Source organism: Nonlabens sp. MIC269 (assembly GCF_001430865.1).
Lineage (GTDB): Bacteria > Bacteroidota > Bacteroidia > Flavobacteriales > Flavobacteriaceae > Nonlabens > Nonlabens tegetincola.
In genome coordinates, this window is sequence record NZ_CP011373.1 from 2,217,863 (window position 1) to 2,237,520 (window position 19,658).

The 19,658-nt window shown below is 35.4% G+C and carries 17 protein-coding genes; 9 read left to right on the forward strand and 8 right to left on the reverse strand.

Features of this window, described 5'->3' with window-relative positions; genetic code table 11:
- Positions 1–48: 48 nt before the first annotated feature.
- Together secDF and AAT17_RS10000 are read left to right on the forward strand one after the other, a co-directional pair.
- Complete coding sequence (gene secDF, locus AAT17_RS09995; RefSeq protein WP_060524012.1) at positions 49–3,087, forward strand: protein translocase subunit SecDF; 3,039 nt, start codon at positions 49–51, stop codon at positions 3,085–3,087.
- Positions 3,088–3,269: 182 nt separating this feature from the next.
- A complete protein-coding gene (locus AAT17_RS10000) occupies positions 3,270–5,945 on the forward strand; it encodes a gliding motility-associated C-terminal domain-containing protein (RefSeq protein ID WP_060524014.1) in 2,676 nt (891 codons plus the stop codon).
- Positions 5,946–6,090: 145 nt separating this feature from the next.
- Here the strand turns inward: AAT17_RS10000 and AAT17_RS10005 are convergent, their stop codons facing one another.
- The 3 genes from AAT17_RS10005 to AAT17_RS10015 are packed head-to-tail and all read right to left on the reverse strand — an operon-like array spanning position 6,091 to position 8,133.
- Complete coding sequence (locus AAT17_RS10005) at positions 6,091–6,576, reverse strand: DUF192 domain-containing protein (protein WP_082586943.1); 486 nt, start codon at positions 6,574–6,576, stop codon at positions 6,091–6,093.
- A gap of 6 nt (positions 6,577–6,582) precedes the next feature.
- Positions 6,583–7,524: a prolipoprotein diacylglyceryl transferase gene (lgt, locus tag AAT17_RS10010; RefSeq protein WP_060524018.1), complete on the reverse strand. Its 942-nt coding sequence runs from the start codon at positions 7,522–7,524 to the stop codon at positions 6,583–6,585.
- A 51-nt stretch (positions 7,525–7,575) separates the two neighbouring features.
- Complete coding sequence (locus AAT17_RS10015; protein WP_042277481.1) at positions 7,576–8,133, reverse strand: thioredoxin family protein; 558 nt, start codon at positions 8,131–8,133, stop codon at positions 7,576–7,578.
- 209 nt (positions 8,134–8,342) lie between these two features.
- Here AAT17_RS10015 and AAT17_RS10020 point away from each other — a divergent pair, with 209 nt between their 5' ends.
- The 3 genes from AAT17_RS10020 to AAT17_RS10030 all read left to right on the forward strand — a co-directional run bounded on the left by AAT17_RS10020 (position 8,343) and on the right by AAT17_RS10030 (position 9,669).
- A complete protein-coding gene (locus AAT17_RS10020) occupies positions 8,343–8,645 on the forward strand; it encodes a hypothetical protein (protein ID WP_042277484.1) in 303 nt (100 codons plus the stop codon).
- Entirely contained in the window at positions 8,638–8,973 is a 336-nt protein-coding gene (locus tag AAT17_RS10025; protein ID WP_060524020.1) for a tRNA-binding protein, read from the forward strand. The genes AAT17_RS10020 and AAT17_RS10025 overlap by 8 nt, the downstream gene beginning before the upstream one ends.
- Positions 8,974–9,066: 93 nt before the next feature.
- Positions 9,067–9,669, forward strand: coding sequence for a M23 family metallopeptidase (locus AAT17_RS10030; RefSeq protein WP_060524022.1), 603 nt, complete (start codon positions 9,067–9,069; stop codon positions 9,667–9,669).
- 74 nt (positions 9,670–9,743) lie between these two features.
- Here AAT17_RS10030 and AAT17_RS10035 read toward each other — a convergent pair whose 3' ends face one another.
- The 3 genes from AAT17_RS10035 to AAT17_RS10045 form a co-directional block, all read right to left on the reverse strand.
- Positions 9,744–12,266, reverse strand: a complete 2,523-nt coding sequence (locus tag AAT17_RS10035) for a M14 family metallopeptidase (RefSeq protein ID WP_060524024.1) — start codon at positions 12,264–12,266, stop codon at positions 9,744–9,746.
- A 78-nt stretch (positions 12,267–12,344) separates the two neighbouring features.
- Positions 12,345–12,728, reverse strand: coding sequence for a PUR family DNA/RNA-binding protein (locus tag AAT17_RS10040; protein WP_060524027.1), 384 nt, complete (start codon positions 12,726–12,728; stop codon positions 12,345–12,347).
- Positions 12,729–12,932: 204 nt separating this feature from the next.
- Positions 12,933–14,687: an ABC transporter ATP-binding protein gene (locus AAT17_RS10045; protein WP_060524029.1), complete on the reverse strand. Its 1,755-nt coding sequence runs from the start codon at positions 14,685–14,687 to the stop codon at positions 12,933–12,935.
- 133 nt (positions 14,688–14,820) lie between these two features.
- Here AAT17_RS10045 and AAT17_RS10050 point away from each other — a divergent pair, with 133 nt between their 5' ends.
- The 4 genes from AAT17_RS10050 to yajC all read left to right on the forward strand — a co-directional run bounded on the left by AAT17_RS10050 (position 14,821) and on the right by yajC (position 17,882).
- Positions 14,821–15,924 (forward strand): Glu/Leu/Phe/Val dehydrogenase, encoded by a 1,104-nt coding sequence (locus AAT17_RS10050; RefSeq protein ID WP_042277493.1) that lies wholly within the window; start codon positions 14,821–14,823, stop codon positions 15,922–15,924.
- A gap of 153 nt (positions 15,925–16,077) precedes the next feature.
- Positions 16,078–17,016 carry a transcription antitermination factor NusB gene (nusB, locus tag AAT17_RS10055; protein ID WP_042277495.1) on the forward strand — a complete coding sequence of 313 codons (939 nt, stop codon included), beginning with the start codon at positions 16,078–16,080 and terminating at the stop codon, positions 17,014–17,016.
- Positions 17,017–17,111: 95 nt separating this feature from the next.
- Complete coding sequence (locus tag AAT17_RS10060) at positions 17,112–17,579, forward strand: DUF1573 domain-containing protein (RefSeq protein WP_042277496.1); 468 nt, start codon at positions 17,112–17,114, stop codon at positions 17,577–17,579.
- 9 nt (positions 17,580–17,588) lie between these two features.
- Positions 17,589–17,882, forward strand: coding sequence for a preprotein translocase subunit YajC (gene yajC, locus AAT17_RS10065; RefSeq protein ID WP_042277499.1), 294 nt, complete (start codon positions 17,589–17,591; stop codon positions 17,880–17,882).
- 74 nt (positions 17,883–17,956) lie between these two features.
- Here yajC and AAT17_RS10070 read toward each other — a convergent pair whose 3' ends face one another.
- Positions 17,957–18,331 (reverse strand): DUF1801 domain-containing protein, encoded by a 375-nt coding sequence (locus AAT17_RS10070; protein ID WP_042277501.1) that lies wholly within the window; start codon positions 18,329–18,331, stop codon positions 17,957–17,959.
- A gap of 76 nt (positions 18,332–18,407) precedes the next feature.
- Positions 18,408–19,643, reverse strand: coding sequence for a peptidase T (gene pepT / locus AAT17_RS10075; protein ID WP_060524031.1), 1,236 nt, complete (start codon positions 19,641–19,643; stop codon positions 18,408–18,410).
- Between the last annotated feature and the right edge of the window lie 15 nt (positions 19,644–19,658).

The following is a 19,658-nucleotide window of genomic DNA, read 5'->3' on the forward strand; positions in this document are numbered from 1 at the left end:
TTAACAGATTAAAATCTGTTACCAATTATCAATTAATTTATAGAAATCATGCAAAACAAAGGATTGATCAGATTTTTTGCGATCATTTTTGCTGTAGTAAGTATTTACCAACTTACCTACACATTTATTACAAACAAGGTAGAAGACGATGCAGAAGCATACGCAGCTACCGTAGTTCCAGCAGATGCTGAGAACAAATCACAACTTAAAAGCGAAGCAGTAAAAAGTTACTTAGATTCAGTAGCTAAGAAAGACGTTTGGGGTGGTTATACCGATTATGAAAGTGCCAAAAAGCAAGAGCTTAAAAAAGGTCTGGATTTAAAAGGTGGTATTAACGTAATTCTTCAAATTTCAGTAAAAGACATTCTTATCGGAATGGCAGATGAGTCAAATGACCCTGCATTTAGAAAAGCTCTTGCTGCTGCAGACGAGCGTATTAAGGATGGACAAGATGACTACATTAATTATTTCCTGGAAGAATTTAATAAGATTGAAGGAGCGCAACTAGCATCTCCAGATATTTTCGGAACACCAGAAATGGAAGATGCATTTGAAATTGATTTTCAATCTTCTAATGCAGATGTAGCTGCTGTACTTAAAGAGGAATTAAAAGACTATTTGACTAGTGCTCTTGATGTAATTAGAAAACGTATTGACCAATTTGGTACTACTCAACCAAATATTCAACAACTAGGGACATCGGGTCGTGTATTAATTGAATTACCAGGAGAAACCGATGTAAAACGTATTAAAGATATTCTTACTAAAGCTGCTCAGTTAGAGTTTTGGCATGTTTACAAGCAAGGTGAGATTAGTGATTATATTGTTGCTTCTAATAATTATTGGAAAGAAAAATTAGCGGCTACTAGTAATGTAGTTGAGGCTGATGCTGTTGCAGCAGATTCAACAGTTGTTGAAGAAGAAGATCCTGCTGACTTAAGTGCGCTTTTAGATGGTGATGATGAGACAATCGAAGAGGTAGCAGAAACTAATTTAGACGAAAATCCAATTTTAGGAAGGTTAGTTCGTCCATCATTTATTGGTGGTTTGGGAGTTTTCCGCGCAAGCGATATTGATCTTATTTTAGATTATTTAAATGATCCTCAATCAAGAGCTAGACTTTCTCCTGAAACTCGTAATGCAAAATTTGCTTTTACTTTACCTACCCTTGATGAAAATTTAGGATTTGAAGTATCAGATTTATTTGCTCTTGTTGGTAACGCAGAAGATGAAGCGCCACTTGCTGGTGGTGTTATAACGGATGCTAAACAAGATTATGATCTTGGTGCAAAAGTGATCGTGAGTATGACGATGAACGGCGAAGGTTCAAAGGTTTGGGAAGAAATGACTGGATATGCCTTTAACAATCGTTCACAAGTTGCGGTTGTTTTAGACAACACCGTTTACAGTGCGCCTAGTGTAACAACAGGTCCAATCTCTGGTGGAAGTACTCAAATTTCAGGAAGCTTTACTGTTCAAGAAGCTAAAGATCTTGCTACAGTTTTAAGAGCTGGTAAATTACCTGCAAAAGCAGAAATTATTCAAAGTGATGTAATTGGACCATCATTAGGGCAAGAAGCTATTGATAGTGGTTTAATGTCATTTGCACTGGCACTTATTTTAGTTCTTATATGGATGTTCTTCTACTATGGTAGAGCAGGTTTGTATGCTGATATAGCACTTGTGGTAAACATCTTATTCATATTTGGAGCATTAGCATCTTTAAAAGCAGTTCTTACTTTACCTGGTATCGCCGGTATCGTACTTACAATTGGTATTTCGGTTGATGCTAACGTACTTATATTTGAACGTATACGTGAAGAACTTGCTAAGGGTAAATCACAAGCCGATAGTATTAAAGATGGATTTAATAATGCATTAAGTTCCATTTTAGATGCGAACATTACTACATTGTTAACCGCTATCATACTTTACATTTTTGGAACAGGTCCTATTCAAGGATTTGCAACTACCTTAATGATTGGTATTCTTACTTCGTTATTTACAGCTGTATTTATTACTAGATTATTTGTTGATGGTTACGTTAAGAATGGTAAAACGTTGACGTTTGCATCTGGTGTAACAAAGAATTGGTTTAGAAATGTAAATGTTGACTTCCTGAAGAAGAGAAAGGTGGCTTATTTAATTTCATTGGTGGTTGTTATAGGTTCTATTGCTTCTTTGGCAATCAACAAATTAAACTTAGGAATTGATTTCTCTGGTGGTCGTACGTATGTCGTTCGATTTGATCAAGAAGTAAATGCTACTGAGATTACTAAAATATTAAGCTCAGAGGATTTCTTAGGTTCTGCCGAAGCTAAAACTTATGGTGATGCAAATCAGCTTAAAATCAGTACAAAGTATGGTATTGATCAAGACGACAGTGTTATAAGTGAAGAGATTGAAAACAAGTTGTATGTGGCTCTTAAAGATTTCTTACCGGCTGATATGACTCAAGCGCAATTTGCAGATGTAGGTTCTGAAGTAAAAACATCAGGAATTATGTCTAACTTCCAAGTAGGTCCTACTATCGCCGATGATATCCTTAAAGGGTCTATCTATGCGATTCTAGGTTCATTGGCAGTTGTATTCTTATATATTCTAATACGTTTTAAGAGATGGCAATTCTCTTTAGGAGCTGTTGTTGCTGTTTTCCACGATGTAGCTATAGTTCTTGGTGTATTCTCTGCGTTGTACAAAGTTTTACCTTTCAATATGGAGATCGATCAAGCATTTATTGCAGCTATTCTTACGGTAATTGGTTACTCACTTAATGATACGGTTGTAGTATTTGATAGAATTAGGGAATTTATCAATGAAAGAACTGGCATGGCATTTGGTGAAACGGTGAATAGAGCGATTAGTAGTACTATATCGCGTACATTGAATACCTCGTTAACTACTTTAATTGTACTGCTTGCTATTTTTACTTTCGGTGGTGAGTCTATTAGAGGATTTATGTTTGCTTTAATTGTAGGTGTGGTTGTAGGTACATATTCTTCTGTTTTCATTGCGACTCCGGTAATGTATGACACAATCAAAAAATCAAATGGTAAAATTGAAGCCGATAAAAAGGATGAAGAATAAATTGAATTAGATAATAGTAAGAAAAGCCTCTTAATTAATTAAGAGGCTTTTTTCTTTATATGATCAGTTCAATAGTATGACTGATCGTTGTAAATATTATGTTAATTCAATTTAGAAAAATTACTAAATAAATGCGACAAAATGATTAATTTGCAGTTTCAATACATAGTAAACCAAAACCTATGAAACTTAACATCTTAACTTTTCTTGCATTTTTATTTATAAGCGTTGGGGTAAGTGCTCAGAACACCTTTATAATGAATGATGCTAATTACACTTCCTGTTCCGGAAGTTTTACCGATTCTGGTGATTTAACAGGTAATTATTCTAACGGAGAATCCTTTGTAACAACAATATGTTCTCCATTTCCATTGGACGCTATTCAAGTATCCTTTAATTCTTTTGATTTAGCCTCAGGAGATTTACTTATCATTTATGATGGAGACACCGCTACAAGTCCAATCATTGGGGTGTTTTTAGGTACTAATTCACCAGGTACGGTGATTGCTTCACCACCTGCTACAAATCCATCAGGTTGTTTAACTTTTAGATTTATATCCGATTCATCCAATACAGCTCCAGGATGGGAAGGTACTATTCAATGTGTAACTAATTGTCAATCTATTAGCAACACCGTTACTACTACGCCTGCCCCAGACGGTGACGGTATTATTAGAGTATGTCAAGGTGATACAGTATCTTTTACTGGGACTACACAATTCAGTCAAGATAGTACTGGAGCTACCTATGAATTCAGACTTGCAGATGGAACTGTAGTTTCTGGTCAATCTGCTTCAGAGGTATATAATTCACCTGGAATTTATGAGATTGATTATGTTGCGTTTGATCAATTAGGCTGTCGTGATAGGCAAACTATCGATGCGACTGTAATAGTAAGTACTACACCTGATTTTTCTGGTGTTGTAGCTGCAGATACTTCCCTTTGTTTTGGAGAGTCCACGACTATAACTGGTAACGTATCAACTACTCAATTTTTTGCTGATGTTGCTCCTCCAATAACGGGACAGACTTTTCTTCCGGACGGAAGCGGTGTAGCCTACCAAACTTGTATTGATGTTACAGGATTTCCTGCAGGTTCTACATTTGCAAGCGCTAGTGATTTAGTTAATGTATTTATAGATATTGAGCACTCCTACATGGGCGATTTAGATATTACTTTGACGGCTCCAAACGGATCTCAAGTAAAGTTTTTAACCTATCCTAATTCCGGTGGTGGGCGCTTTCTAGGTAATGCATTAGACGATGGTACTACAACTCCAGGTGTAGGTTTTGTTTATACATTTACTGAAGCTGCAACTCAAACTTTGGATCAATCAACTGGACCAGTTGCATTTGGAACTCCTATGCCTGCTGGTAGTTACTCTCCAGAGGATCCATTCTCTAACTTTATAGGTACACCTCTTAATGGTTTGTGGTGTTTAGATATCGTTGATAATTTATCTATTGATAATGGATATATTTTTGAATGGGGAATTAACTTTAATCCTGCCATTATTCCAGCTGCTGGTAGTTATGAGCCTTCTGAGGTGCTTACTGAATGGCAAACCAATGCAGATATCACTGCTCAAACTGGAAATGATATTACAGTAACGCCTAGCGTTGCCGGACAAAATTGTTACAGTATTGATTTTACAGATGATTTCGGATGTACTTATACAGAAACTATTTGTATAGATGTTGCTCCTGAAATTACGTCGACTACTCCTAATGATATTATAGTTTGTCAATCCTCTGGTGCTGCAACTGTTGATCTTACGGTAAGAAATACAGATGTCCTTAATGGGCTTGATGCAACTTTGTATGATGTGACTTTTTATAATTCACAAGCCGATGCAGATGCCGATTCTAATCCTATTTTAAACAGTACGGCTTATGATGTAACAACAAACGAAACTGTTTTTGTGAGAATAACTGATAATACTTCTGGTTGTTTTAATACGGAAACACTTGATGTTACCTATAACACATCAGCATTTAATTCAGTAAATGACCTTGAGGCATGTGACGATCTATCGGCAGACGGTATTGAAAATTTTGATTTAACAAGTCAAGAAGCTGGTATTCTAGGTTCTCAAGATCCTGCTGATTATGTAGTTTCTTATTTTAATACCCAAGCTGATGCTGACGCAAATACCAATGCTATCACGACGCCACAATCTTATGATAATGTTTCCAATCCAGAAACAATTTATGTAAGAGTTTCTAACGCACAAGATCAAGATTGTTATGCAACAGGTACGTTTGATCTAGTTGTTCTTGATTTACCGAATATAGGAACAGCGTCTGATCTTACAGAGTGTGATAATGCGCCACTGGACTTAAGAACTGCATTTGTATTATCAGCTCAAGATAATGCAATTTTGAATGGTTTAAGCCCTGCTAGTTATTCTGTTACCTACCACCTTTCTTTAACGGATGCCGAGGCAGGATCAGGACCATTATCAGATACAGATGATATCAATGATGGATCTACTATATACGCTAGATTAACAGATGCTAATACAGGATGTTTCAATGTATCAACCTTTGATGTAGAAGTTGAGACATGTGAGGTAATTTTACCAGAAGGTTTCTCTCCAAATGGAGATACTATAAATGACACTTTTGTTATACCAAATATTGAACAGTTTGCAAATTTTGAACTTAAGGTCTTTAACCGTTATGGTACGGTTATTTATGAAACCAGAGCTCAAAACTACCAGGAGTTTGCAGGTATACCTAATAAAGGACCGCTTGCAGGTGATGGTTTATTACCTGTAGGTACTTACTTCTATACGATTCAATTTAATGATAGCGAAGTTGAAGATGTAGCTAGATGGTTGTACATTAATTATTAAACTTTACCTATAGATAGATTTTAAACTGTCTTTAGTCTCTCATGAAAAAACCTCTTTGAATCAATTCAAAGAGGTTTTTTTATTGACTAGACTTGAATGACTGTGTTTGATAGAATGTCAACTATAATTACTTAGTTAATATTGACTATTTAATACGATTGTATATAAGTTGATCTCCGGCCTTCCAGTTATTTTTAGATGTTGTTCCAGCAGGAACTTCAATTACCTTATCAATTACATAATAGCTTTGATAAATAGAATCAGAATAGGGTGTAGTATTCTCATATATCTGCGTAATTGAATTGGTTGAATCTACATAAACTATGTCCAAAGGAATGGACGTGTTTTTCATATAGAATCCCGCTTGATAGTTGTGCTTTAATAAAAATAACATACCTTGATTAGGCAACAAACTATCACGCCACATTAAACCTTTGGCAATTTGAAGGTCAGTTTCTGCTATTTGCAGTTTTATAGAGCTCAAAGTATCCAACGTATTTTGATCAATTATATACGCCTTTGCTTGGTATTTGAATGTTAAATCTTCTTCAGAAAACTGTTGATTAAATGGTTTTTTACAACCTATCATACAAAATAACATTGCACTCAGGAAGATTTTGGTCTTTTTCATCAATATCTATCTATCCTTAACCAGTGTTTGCTGTGGTCTAAACATTAAGTATAAACCAATAAGAATAAAAGGAATGCTTAAAAGCTGTCCATTGTTTAAGAATATTCCAAACATTTCCCAGCCATCATGACTTGTTTGCTCCTCTTTAATATACTCTATAAAGAATCTTACTGTAAATAACAGTACAAAGAACATTCCTAGAAGATATCCTTGTTTATTCCTTTTGTCTGTTTTCCAGTAAGTAAAGTACAAAATTATAAATACGAAAACATAACAAATAGCCTCGTACAGCTGCGCAGGATGTTTCACGGGAACTTGTTCCAGTAATGTTGCAAATTGTGGGTTGTTCACCAATTCGTCAATAGCTTTATCTCTATCTGGAATTTGAGTTTGCTGTAACAACGAGTTCATCTTATCGGTGCTCTCTCTTACAAATTTGAATCCAAAACCGTTGGTTACATCACCATTTATTTCACTATTAAATAAATTACCTAATCTCACAAAAGTTCCACCAATTGCCGTAGGTATTACAATACGATCCAAAATCCAAAAAGGCGTTTTACGATTCAGATGTTTGCGACTATAAAAGTACATGGCAATGATAATTCCTAGTGCAGCACCATGACTAGCCATTCCCATGAAGCCTGTGAACTCAAATTCAGGTTCGAATCTAAAAGGTAGTATTACATGTAAAAAGTCATTGAAAAACACCTTTGGTTCATAAAATAAAAAATGGCCAAACCGAGCACCCACGATACAACCAATAACCGTATACATGAATAATGGGTCTAGCTTTTCAGTGGATAGTTCCTCTCTTTTAAAAATAGGTTTAATAATATACCAGCCTAGAATAAAGGCAATAACATAACTTAAGCTATAAAAATGTAATTTAAAAAATCCTAAATCTATTCCTTCAAGTGGATTCCAGACTATGTATAATGATTGCATGTAGAATATTTTCTGGGACTAAGTTAAGGTAATCCTCTTAATTTAATGACCTTATTTCTTCCATTTGATGTTACAACCTATACTAGGTTTTTGCTCTGGTGAAACCACTTTGTTACCTAGAAGAGCATCTAGAGCTTCTCGTAATGATCTGCCAGTAAGTGGTATGCCGTTTCCAGGTCTTGAATCATCTAATTGTCCACGGTATACAAGCCTTTCATTTCGGTCAAATACATAAATGTCAGGAGTGCAAGCAGCGTCATAATTACGAGCTACCTCTTGCGTCTCATCATACAAGTAAGGGAAAGGATAGTTTTCTCGATCTGCAACTTCTTTCATAAAATTAGGACCATCCTGTGGATAGTTTTCTATATCGTTGCTAGAAATCGCTACAAAACCAAAACCAGCAACACGATAATCATTTGCCACACGAACTAACTCATCATTTACATGGATTACAAAAGGACAATGATTACAAATGAACATGACAACAGTCCCGTATTCTCCTTTTATGTCTGTAAAATTCATGTGATTTTCAGTTACTGTGTCTAATAAAAAGAAATCTGGTGCTTTTGTGCCCAGTGGTAACATGTTAGAAGGTGTAAGAGCCATTTGTTTTTATTTATAAGTAGTAAAGTATGTCGGTTTGTTACGCTTTCGCGAAAGCGGAATAACTACAATCTTTAAAGTAATTTATTAATATTTGGTTACAAATTTAATGGTGAATGTTAATCATTTAAACAGAATTGTTATCTCATATCTTAAAACCCTATTAAATCCCACGGGCTTGTCCTAGAACATTATTATCTTGAAAATAAAAAATGAAAAAATCATACGATACCGTAGTTGAAGCTACACAGGACTTAAAAGACAGAGGATTTTCAATAGATTTTGATCTTGTAGAAGATGGTGTTCATAGTAAAGAACTTAAAAAAGAGTGGAAGGCTGGTGAATTAGAGGTAGTGGAGTTTCATCGTTTTGAAGGAATGACTAATCCTGGAGATAACATGATTTTATACGCCATTGAAACAAAGGATGATCAAAAAGGTATATTACTAGATGCTTATGGAGCAGACATCGAAATCTCGCGTGAAATGATTGAAAAATTAAGAATGAATGGATAAACTTACTTGGTCTGAATTTGAAAAGGTGGATATGCGTGTAGGTACTATTATAGATGCGCAGCCTTTTCCAGAAGTTCGTAACCCAGCTTATAAGTTGTATATAGATTTTGGTGATTTAGGAGTTAAGAAAACCAGTGCTCAAATTACAAATCGTTACGAATTACAAGAGCTTATTGGTAAACAAGTGATTGCCGTTGTGAATTTTCCACCTAAACAAATCGCAAATTTTATGAGTGAATGTCTAGTGCTAGGAGTAGTAGGAGTTGATAAAGATGTAATATTACTTCAACCAAGTGCTCATGCAAAAAATGGTGATAGAATAGGATAGAAGTGATTACCGTGTTACTGCGAGGATTATTAATTTTTTACAATTGAGGTTGAGCAAAAAATACTATAAAAATAAAACCAAGTGCTCTAAACCATGAAATTACAGCCATTAGTTTTTGGAGTTTTGATTGTTTTCTCTTCTTGTAAGGAAAGCAACATTTCTTCTCAAGACGTCACAAGAAAACAGGACTTTTTATTTAATAATAAACAGCTTGTATCAGATGGTAGCATTCCTGTAGCTTTTCATTTTGATTATCCAGTTGGGAAACCTGACGCAATTGGTTATTATAATGCTCAACCTTTTGGAGAGAATTATCACTTAGGAGATGATTGGAATGCCGTCACTGGTGGTAATTCTGATTTAGGCGATCCTATTTTTGCCATAGGAAACGGTCAAGTGGTTGTGGCAAAGGATTATTCAGGTGGTTGGGGAAACGTTATTGTTATTAAGCATAGGCTTAAGAATGGAGCGATAATCGAATCTTTATATGCTCACTGTAGAAGAATGATGGTAAATAGAAATGATATCGTTAAAAAAGGCGAGCAAATAGGTACCATAGGTAATGTAAATGGATTGTATAAAGCGCACCTTCATTTTGAGATACGTGACAGCTTAAATATGGGAATAGGGGATGGCTATTCATCAAATAGTGAAGGCTATTTGAACCCTACCGCATTCATAAAAGATCACAGATAAGAATTAATAAAAATATCCTTATTCACTAGATTAGATGTTTATGAATAAGGATATTTTTTTTGATTTAGATTTTACTACATCTGTTCTGCAAAGAATATAGCGTTCATTAATAATTTATTTGTACCATACCAAAATGCCCTGAATTGAGTATTGTCTGTAAAACCAATTACATCACCACGGCCATAATTATTATGTCTAAATGGAACACTGTTTTTCAATGCTTCTAGATTAATATCACTTATATAACCACTCATTAACGGTGAATTGGTGTAAGTAATAGGGTTTCTAAAAGAATCTTTATGTGGTTCTATGAATAATCTGGTATTGCGAAACATAGGTAACTGATCATCTTTAAAACCGAAAGCAATAGGATGTGAGCGATCTAATTTAGTTTCAAAAATAGCACCACCTATATTTTGCGCTCCATAGAAAGCAGATCGCTGTTCAAAAGAAATGTTTTCTGCTGGGTTTTCCGTTGATCTAAATTCAAGAGGTAACATTTTTGAACTACTCATCCATCTTAAGGCACTTCTATAACCGATAAGCGTTCCTCCGTCACGAGTCCATGCCTTTAATTGATCGATCACCTCATTTTCTGGACTGCCGTAGGTATTAGGAACGATAATGGTGTTGTATTTAGATAAGTCTCTACGATTAAGTTCATTGATGTCGATCTTAGTTAATGGGATGTCATAGCGTTGATCAAACAGATGCCATATCTCTCCTGCATCGTATGGATTTATACCATTGCCTATTAATAAAGCAATTTTAGGTAGTTTAAGCGCTCTAAATTGACGTGAGCCTAAATCAATTCCTGTAGTTAAGCCAGATTGAACTGGGTATATGTCTACTTTATTATCTTGTTGTAATTCAAACAATAACTCAGCAAGAGCAGTTTTACTCAATGATTGATTTTGTACTGGAATTAAAATTGTTCCATAATCATAGTTGCGTCCTTCAATAGAAAATGGTTCCATAGCAACTTTTGACCGAATACCTTTTGATAATAGAGAGTTAAGAACCTTTGGGGTCTTGTACTCATTCCATGGCATTAGGTAGGCGTAATCTGATATTTGCATTTCATAGGTGTTGGAATTTGACATTCTATCTGCTGCATTGTTTAAACTCGCATTTTCGTCATAATCCATATCAAATGCTAGTGGAAAGGTCCACGCGCTTATGTCATAGAATAAACTATCTTGAAATTGTGTACGCTTTTCAAACATCGCTTTGATTAATCGAGAGTTCTTTTGATTTTTAGGAACGATGTAAGCATATCCTTTTTTAAAGGTTTTTCCGTTTCTGTTCACGTCATTTTTAAGGCTTTTTACTTCAATTTTATGACGGCGTAAAATATCAGCAAGAGCATCAGTCCTGCCAGCGTCAGTATGATCACCGAAAATTATCGCGCCATTATCTGCTTCTTTTCTAGCGTTTGTATAAAAGTCCTTATGGTAATTCAATATCTTTTCTCGCATACTTACCGCAGCTTTCAACGTGCTTATTCCAGCGGTATATTGATTGCGCACCGTAAATGGGAATGTAAGTACACCATTTTCAGAATTTTGAGCGTGACCACGCGAGCTAGCTTGTTCAAAAAGTATTCCTATTGACCCATTTACATCTGGAAATGTAGATCCCTTACCGTAGTAAAAGTCGTCATAACTTTCTTCTGTATAATACAGGGATCCTATCTTGTCTAACTCGGCAGCGTGATAATTTCCTATTTCACGCGTTAATTGTTGATTCATTGCAGGTGTTAATGGGTGCGTGCGCGATGGAATTCCAGGTTGAAAAAAGAAAGTAGCATTGGTTCCCATTTCATGATGGTCGGTAAGAATGTTGGGCATCCAGTTGTGAAAAGTTTCGATACGGGCTTGTGATTCTGGAAGTTGAACTGGTAACCAGTCGCGATTCATATCAAACCAATAATGATTAGTACGTCCACCTGGCCATGCTTCACTGTATTCTCTATCATATCCATCAGGAGTTACATTTTTATTTTTGTGTTGATTTACCCAACCTGCAAAACGTTGTAAGCCATCTGGGTTAAAACTTGGGTCAAATAAAATAACTGTGTTTTTTAAGAGGTTGTTTATTTCATCACCTTGTGCAGCTGCTAGATAATAAGCTAGTAGTAAAGCTGCATTTGATCCACTAGCTTCGTTACCATGTATAGAAAAACCTTGGTATACTACGATAGGCATGTTGCTCACATCTGCTCCATCGCTGTTGGAAAGAGCTAGGTGCTCTTTTTGAATAGTGTCTAGGTTAGCATGATTTTCAGGAGACGTGATAGTAAGTAGTAATAAAGGTCTATCCTCAAAGGTGTAACCTCTATTTTCTATGGTAATTCTATCTGATTGTTGGGCTAGTACACGCATGTATTCTACAAGTTTGTCGTGTGTCACATGCCACTTACCTGGAACATATCCTAAAACGTCTTGTGGTTTAGAGATTTTGGAATCATAAGAGATGTCTTGGGGTAAGTAATAATCTAAGGCTGGGTTGACTAGTGTAGGATTTGATTGCGCTTTCGCGAAAGCGATACTAAAAACACAGCTTACTATAACTAGTATATGGCGAGTAATTTTCATGTGAATGGGAAATTTTTTTAAAAATAAAAAAAGCCTTCCGTAGAGAAAGGCTTTAAGATATATTTAAGACGATAAGTTTTATATGTCATCAAATTCTACATTAGTAAAACTTGCAGGGTGATTAGGCTCTGCAGCGTTATCATGAGCTGCAACTACATCTTCCTTTTTATAGTCTGATTGATGGCGCTCACTTATAACTTCATCACCTTTTTCTTTAACTATGAAATTAGTAACCTCATTTAAGGTTTCAGTGAATTCAGCAAAATCTTCTTTATAAAGATAAATCTTGTGTTTTTTGAAGTGATAGCTACCGTCGTCATTGGTAAATTTTTTACTTTCAGTGATGGTTAGATAATAATCATCTGCTTTAGTAGAACGAACATCAAAGAAATACGTGCGACGACCTGCGCGTACAACTTTTGAAAAAATATCTTCCTGCTCTTTGTAATCTCTATCGCTCATTTGAGTTTTTCATGGTTTATGGCTCAAAAATATAAAAAAATGTTTAAGCCAAAAGCTTTATGCTTTTTAAGTGTCTAAAATATTGATAAACAGCACTTTGTTTTTGATGTTAATGTTGATTTATGTTAATAACAAGAAGACTTATTTTTCTTTTAACAACTTTAAAGGGAAACGAGTAGTCTGTACAGTGAGATTAACTGGGCTTTAATCTTGTTTTTCTAACATTTGATTTTCAAATAATTCAGCATAATAACCTTGCGCGTTTACTAGATCTTGATGCGTTCCTTTTTCTATGATTCTACCGTTGTCTAGTACGAGAATTAGATCAGCGTTTTTAGCGCTACTTACTCGGTGACTAACGATGATTGTAGTGGTATCTTTTGTAACCCTTTTTAAATTGCTTAGAATCTTTTCTTCAGTTTCGGTATCCACCGCACTCAAACAGTCATCAAATAGTAAGATTTGTGGTTTCTTAATAATTGCTCTAGCTATTGAGACACGCTGCTTTTGTCCACCGCTCAAGGTTATTCCTCGTTCTCCTAGAACGGTATCGTAACCTTTTGTGAAGTTGGTTATGTTTTTGTGTACGGCTGCATTTTTTGCTGCTGTTATAATCTCTTCTTCTGTTGCATCTACCTTACCAAATGCTATGTTGTTTTTAATTGAGTCGCTAAATAAGAATGCGTCTTGTGGAACATATCCAATGGCTGCTCTTAAATCTTCAAGATTAAGTTCCTTAATAGGAGTTCCGTCAATTTTTATAGAGCCTTTTTCAATGTCGTATAACCTTCCTAAAAGTTCTAGTACGGTTGATTTACCGCTACCTGTTTTACCTAAGATGGCAAGTGTTTTTCCTGCTGGAACTTTAAAGGAAACCTCTTTAAGTGCGGTAATATTAGTATCATCATAAGTGAAACTTACTTGATCAAACTCAATATTTCCTTTTACTGGCGATCGCTGTGGCTGTAAATTTTGAATGGCAGGTTCAATATCTAGGAATTCATTAATTCTTTTTTGGGAAGCTTCAGCTTGTTGTATCATATTAGTTACCCAGCCAACTACTGCTACTGGCCATGTAAGCATGTTTACATAGATAAGAAATTCAGGGATGGTCCCTACATCAATAACTCCGTCGATAACTTGCTTACCACCAATATATATGACCATGATATTACTCAATCCAATTAATAATACCATTAATGGAAAAAATAGGGCTTGCACACGTGCTAGGTCTATGTTTTTTGCTTTACTTTCATTTGCAATTTCTTCAAACTGTTGAAACATTTGACCAGATAGATTGTAGGCTTTTATTACAGAAATACCACTGAAGGCTTCTTGTGAAACCGTATTTAAATTAGATAGGTATTGTTGTACTAGCGTAGATCTTTTGTTGATTTCCCTGCTGATAACGTAGATGGCTACTGCCAGAAAAGGAAGTGGTATAAGAGTGTACAATGCTAGGGTAGGAGCTGTAAAGTACATTCTAGGTATAACTACTGCAAATAATGTGATCATGTTAATGCTATACATTATCGATGGTCCCATATACATTCTTACCTTGGATACATCCTCGCTTATACGATTCATTAAATCGCCAGTACGATTTTGCTTATAAAATCCTAGAGAAAGTTTTTGATATTGCTCATACACTAGATTTTTTAAGTCGTATTCTAGATGTCTTGATACAACTATAATAAGTTGTCTCATGACAAAAGTTAATCCAGCAGCGAGAAGAGTCGCACCGATTATCCATGCAATGTTAATTAACAATTCACTTCTTAAAAATTCTTTGTCTGTAATTTTACCAGATCCATAATCATTAAGGAGGTTAATGATTTTACCTACGTATTGAGGTAATACTAGTGAAAACAGTCTGGCGGCAATGGTGACAAGGATTCCACCTATAAGTTGCCATTTGTATTTTGCAAAGAGCTTATTGAGCTTTTGTAGTTCTTTCATGTAATAAAAAAGTGACCAACAACAGGCCTGTTGTAAAATGGGTGTAATTTACATTTGGTATATTGTCCATGTGCTAAAATCACGTTATTTTTGCACGCCTTTTCTAAACAACACAGGCAATTAAAATTTCAATATGTCACAAGACTATACAAGCGTTGAAGAAATGATTCAACAGGATCCCGTTTTTGGACAGGTTTCCTTTAATAATCATGAACAAATTGTTTTTTGTAATGACAAAGATACTGGATTACGTGCCATTATCGGAATTCATAACACAGTTTTAGGTCCTGCATTAGGAGGAACTAGAATGTGGCAATACAAAAACGAGTGGGAAGCCCTTAATGATGTACTACGTTTATCACGTGGTATGACATATAAAAGTGCCATTACAGGATTAAATTTAGGTGGTGGAAAAGCCGTAATTATAGGTGATGCCAAAACCCAAAAGACTCCAGAATTAATGCGCCGTTTTGGAGAATTTGTGCACTCGTTGAGCGGTAAGTATATTACTGCAGAGGATGTAGGTATGGAAACTGAAGATATGGATACTGTGAGAGAAGTCACTCCATATGTAACTGGTATTTCACAAGATAAAGGCGGAGCAGGAAATCCTAGTCCAATTACCGCTTATGGTGTCTTTATGGGAATGAAGGCTGCTGCAAAATACAAATACGGTAGTGACATTCTTGAAGATAAAACCGTATATGTTCAAGGAATCGGTAATGTAGGAGAAACTTTGGTAGAATACCTTACTCAAGAAGGAGCTAAAGTGGTCGTATCAGACATTAATCAAGGTAAATTAGAAGAAGTTAGAGATAAGTATGGTGCTACTATTTATGGTGGGACTAATCTTTATGCTGAGAAAATGGATATCTACGCACCTTGTGCATTAGGGGCTACTGTAAATGATGATACAGTTAATTTATTAAACTGTGATATCGTTGCTGGTGCTGCAAACAACCAATTAGCCGATGAGCAAAAACACGGTAAAAGATTGCAAGAGCGTGGTATCTTATATGCACCAGATTTCCTTATTAATGCAGGTGGGATTATAAATGTTTATGCAGAGCTGGAAGGATATGATCGTACCGAAATCATGCGCAAGACTGAAAATATTTACACCACGACTATTGAAATTCTCAATAGAGCTCACGAGACTGGTGTAACTACTCATCAAGCTGCGCTTGAAATTGCACAAGCTCGCATTGATGCTAGAAAACAAGAACAACTAGCTTAATAGTTGAAAATGAATTAAGGTGTCTTATAGGAAGGACTTTATTTTTAGTTTGTTCGCTTTCGCGAAAGCGAACCTATAAGACATCTTTAATAAATAAAAACGCATGGTGATTATCACCAGCAACAACCTTTAAAAAGGAAAAAAACGTTCTTTATGCTTACTAGAAGACAACTACGAATTAAAGTGATGCAAGCTGTATTTGCATTTCAGCGTCAACAACCAGATGAATTAAAAAGTCTAGAAACCTTTTTAAACACAAGTATGACGCAAACGTATACCTTGTTTCTATACATGGTTCAACTTTTAGTAAAACTACACGAGCACGCAGTCGATAAACACGAACTTGCTCAAAACCGTCATATCGCTACTGATGCTGAACGTAATCCCAGTCGCCATTTAATCGATAATAAAATTCTACTTAAGCTTAGAGAAAGTCAAGAGCTGGTTGATGCCCTAGAAAAACGTAAAATCGATCCATGGCATCTAGATTCAAAATACATACATAATCTATATGATAAGATTATAAGCAGTAAGGAATTTGTTTTATACGCGATGGAGGAAGAACCTTCGTTGAAAAGAGATTTAAAATTCCTACTTAATGTCTATGAAAATCTTATCGCTCCTAGTGATGAGATCATGGATTATTTGGAGGATATCAATATTACTTGGATGGATGACTATCCACTTGTCAACAGTAATATAATCATGTTCTTAAGAAAAGTAAAGCCATCTAAGGATGTTAAAATGCCAGTTCTGGTTAAAGATCAAGATGATATCAAGTTTGCTATGGATTTGTTTAGAAAAACAATCCTTAATAGTGAGGAATTAGAAGGTCGTATAGAAGGTAAAACACCTAATTGGGATAAGGAACGTATTGCACCTATCGATAGTATACTTATTATGATGGCCCAGGCAGAATACTTGTACTTTCCTAGTATTCCAACAAAGGTGACTTTGAATGAATATCTAGAGATCGCCAAGGATTACAGTACTCCTAAAAGTAGCACATTTGTAAATGGTATTCTAGATCGATTACTTAAAGAACTCACAGCTCAGGACCTTATCAATAAAGTAGGTCGTGGTTTGATGTAGTAAGGCAGTATTTGAAACTTTGTTAATCTTATAGTTGCGCACTTTGCTTTCAGGTTGGATTTAATTACATTTGCTAGACTTAAAATTTAATTGAAATGAAAAAAGTAATAATGATGTTTGCAGCAGTAGCTGCAGTAGCTCTTACAAGTTGTAACAATGAATCTAAGGCTAAGATCGATGAGGCAAATTTAACTGCAGCAGCAGCAAGTAAAGAAGTTGCAGCAGATTATCCTGTAATGACCTTCAACGAGGTTGAGTATGATTTTGGTACTGTAGAAGAAGGAACTGTTGTTGAACATGAGTATACTTTTAAAAATACAGGTACAGCACCGCTTGTTGTAATAAGTGCAAAAGGTAGTTGTGGTTGTACTGTTCCTACTTGGTCAAAAGAGCCTATCGCTCCAGGTGAAGAAGGAAGTATGCTAGTAAAGTTTAATACAAACGGAAAGCCTAACAATCAAACTAAAACCGTTACCATCAAAGCAAACACTGAAAGTGGTACTGAGTCAATTAGAATCAAAGGTTTTGTAAACCCAAAGGCTAAAGCAAGTCCTAACGCTTAATTATTTTAGATGGATCAAATTCTTGCATTTGCACCTTACATATTAGTAATTGGGATTTTTTATTTCTTAATAATTAGACCTCAATCGCAAAAACGTAAGGCTGAAAAGGAATTCACAGAATCTCTTAAAGTAGGAGCCAAAGTTGTTACTACTAGTGGTATTCACGGAAAAGTGAATCAAATCAATGAGGAAAAAGGTACTTTGGTTATTGAAACAGGTGCTGGAAAAATCACTTTTGAACGTGCTGCTGTAAGTGCAGAACTTTCTAAAAAAATAAACGAACCTAAATCAGACAAGAAATAAGTTTGAAATAGGAATTCATAAAAAAGCCCTAGTGCACTTGCATTAGGGCTTTTCTTTTTTGTAGAAACATTTTACTATTTAGGTTTGTCCTGACTTTTAGCAATTTGGATGGTCTCGTTTATATACTCTTTGAGAATAACGGTGTCAAACTGTTCACCTTCTTTTAATTGTATGTTTCTTAGGAATTTAGTTTTTCCAGGTTGTGCGTTTCCTAAAACTTTATAAGAGTCAGATAATAATGCACCTTCATGAAACCAAATAGCGCAGTGATTTTTAAATCCAGCTAAACCAATTAAATTACGTTTGCCATAACCATAACATGGTGCACCCCATTTAATAGAGGCCTCTAGATCAGTTTCTTCAAGAAGAATGGCAGCCTGTTCAAGCTGCTCTTTCCATTTTGGAAATTGTTCTATGTATTCGGCGGTATTAGTTACTTTAGTTTTCATTGATAGAGGATTATAATTTAGATAATATGAAGTCCATCATAATTACAATGGATTTGTTCACTACGCTTTAAATCAATTATTCAGGCTGGGCGACTAGTTCAGCAATTTTAACAATAACCTCAGTTGCCTTGACTATGCTTTCTAAAGGAACATATTCATATGGTCCATGAAAGTTGTGTCCACCGGCAAAAATGTTAGGACATGGTAATCCCATATAACTTAGTTGAGATCCATCAGTTCCACCTCTAACGGGTTTAATGAGTGGAGTGATTCCTAATTCTTTCATGGCTTTTTCAGCAACATCAACAATATGCATTACAGGCTCTACTTTCTCTCGCATGTTGTAATATTGATCGTTGATTTCAATACTAACAGCCTCTCTGTCGTACTGCTCGTTTAGGTCGCTTACCAATTTGATTAGCATTTCTTTTCTAGCTTCAAAATGCTCTTTATCATGATCGCGTATGATATAATGTAATTCGGTTTTTTCTACGCTGCCTTTCATATTGTGTAGGTGGAAAAAACCTTGATAGTCCTCTGTATGCTCAGGAGTTTCTAATTTAGGTAATGATTCAATAAACTCACTTGCCACATACATAGAATTAATCATTTTGCCTTTTGCATATCCAGGATGAACAATTTTACCATGAAAAGTCACCACGGCGCCAGCGGCATTAAAATTTTCATATTCTAATTCACCTACTTGACTACCGTCCATTGTGTAGGCCCAATCGGCACCAAATTTTTCTACATCAAATTTATGAGCTCCACGACCAATCTCTTCATCGGGTGTAAAACCTACTTTGATAGCTCCATGCTTAATTTCTGGATGGTCGATTAAATATTTAACCGCTGTCATGATTTCGGTTATACCAGCTTTATCATCTGCTGCTAAAAGTGTAGTACCGTCTGTGGTGATGATGGTTTGACCTATATAGTTTTTAAGAGATTCAAAATAATCTGGAGATAAAATGAGATCGCTTCCTTTAAGAGGTATATCACCACCATCATAATTTTCAATTATTTGCGGTTTGATATTCTTTCCTGTATAATCAGGAGTGGTGTCAAAATGAGAAATGAATCCAATCGTTGGTACCTCTTGATCGACATTTGACGGTAAAGTAGCCATGACGTAAGCATGTTCATCTATTGTAACATCACTCATTCCCATATCGATCAACTCTTGATGTAATTTACGAGCCAGGTCCCACTGTTTATCTGTACTTGGTGTCGTTGGGCTTGAGGCATCACTTTCGGTATCAATGCTTATATAGCTTAAAAATCGCTCTAGAACTTCTTCTTTATTCATCATTTTTTATTTGATAAG